Annotated in this window: 2 protein-coding genes; both read right to left on the bottom strand. The window is 42.1% G+C overall.

All coding sequences use genetic code 11. The annotated features are described in order from the left end of the window. Positions 1 to 114: 114 nt before the first annotated feature. Positions 115 to 1,113, bottom strand: a complete 999-nt coding sequence (locus KTQ90_RS13190; protein ID WP_217318809.1) for a FecR family protein — start codon at positions 1,111 to 1,113, stop codon at positions 115 to 117. Between the two features lie 46 nt (positions 1,114 to 1,159). Then, positions 1,160 to 1,717 carry a sigma-70 family RNA polymerase sigma factor gene (locus KTQ90_RS13185; RefSeq protein ID WP_217318808.1) on the bottom strand — a complete coding sequence of 186 codons (558 nt, stop codon included), beginning with the start codon at positions 1,715 to 1,717 and terminating at the stop codon, positions 1,160 to 1,162. Between the last annotated feature and the right edge of the window lie 61 nt (positions 1,718 to 1,778).

Genomic DNA, 1,778 nt, shown 5'->3' with positions numbered 1-1,778 from the left:
CTCGTGTATCTGTCTTCACATGCAACTAATCGCTATTTTATCCCGAATTGGGGTAAACTTTTATCAAAAAAAGCGCATCATTCATCATGATGCGCTCCACTATTCTTGCCATAACTATTTTATAACCACCTCGTCCTTCTTCAGCTCATACTCCAATCCCGGTACCAGATTCTTCACGATAGCCAAGGCTTTCTTAAGACTTTCTCCACGATTGAAGTGGACGGTAATCTTTGTGTTACGGTGGCGTGACGACCGGAAGACGAACTTAACGCCATAGACACCGCCCATCATGCGGGCAGCCTCAGCCAGAGTGACATCATCAAGCAAGATCTGCTTGTTTCGCCAACTCAACCCGTCATCCTCATCCGAAACCAAACGCAAATCGACCGACTTGGTATGCACATTATACACCAACTGATCGTTAGGTTTCATCCTATACACCTTGTCCTCGCCTACTATCTTAAGCTCTATCTTACCTGTTTTGAGCGTAGTGGAAACCTCCTCGTCTGTTGCGTAGGAAGATACCGAGAAGGATGTTCCCAAGTCGGTTATATCAAAATAAGGTGTGCTCACATGAAAAGGATGTCTGCCGTCGTGCTTGATATCAAAGAAAGCCTCGCCAGTCAAGAACACCTTGCGTTCCTTGCCTACAAACTTCTCGGGATAAAGAAGTACCGAACTCTGATTCAGCCTTACCTGCGTACCGTCTGCCAAAGCTATCGTCTTGCATTCGCCGGAGATAGTATGCTCATGAAGCATAGCCACCACCTGCGAAGCCTTCAACTCATCGCTCATTTGAACATACAGCTTGCCAAACACAACGAACATAACCAAGGGGACAATAACGGCAGCAATCCTTTGCCAAGTGAAGAGCTTAAGGTATTTGCTCTTTTTCTTTTCCACGTTTGTTATCCGTAGCCGTTCATAAGCCGCAGATATTTCGCCATTGTCCATAGACGCAGAGTCAGACTGAGCCCACAATGAACCTAAAGACTCATTTACATCCTTGTCGTCCTTAGCGTGCGCAATCCGCTCCAACACCCTATCTCTGTTTTTAGCAGACACATCGTGCTCTAAATAATATGCTATGATTTGTTTTATATTTACTGCCATAATATATTCCGTACAATTATTATATTAAAGACATATTAAAAGACCGTTACACCCAATACGCTTGCAATAAAATCATCAGATACAAGGCTTTTTTTATTTCTTTAAGAGCCAGATTAAGATGGTTCTCTACCGTTTTCTTTTGCAATCCTAATTGTTGGGCGATTTCGTCATTCTTCAGACATTGCTCACGACTCATGCGATAAACAGTCTGGCGTTGGGGCGGCATGTTCTCAACCACCATATCAATAAGCAGTTGCGTATCCTTTGCCACCACCTCATCGTGTGGCGAAGTTTCGTTAGCAAACCTATCGGACAAGGAGTCTATGTCTATAGGAATGACACGCTTTGTTGAGATATAATTAATAACGGTATATTTAGACAATATAAATAAATAAGAATCAAAATCTTTTATATCGACAAACTTCTGACGCTTATTCCATATTTTCTCAAAAATAATCTGGCATACATCGTCCGCGTCGTCCATGTTCTTCAGCAACATGAAGACAAAGCGATGTACTTTGGGGTAAAACTTATGGAACATGGTCCGATAAGCCCTTTCGTCGCCTTGAGACATAAGTAGTATTACTTCTTTATCTATTTCCATTTGTCAACCCGTTGGCGGAATTAATTTAAGTTGATAAATATGAGTAAAAAGTTGCACATAT

Origin of the sequence: Leyella stercorea (assembly GCF_019052365.1) — a bacterium.
Classification (GTDB): domain Bacteria; phylum Bacteroidota; class Bacteroidia; order Bacteroidales; family Bacteroidaceae; genus Prevotella.
This window is presented reverse-complemented; position numbering and strand designations above follow the sequence as displayed.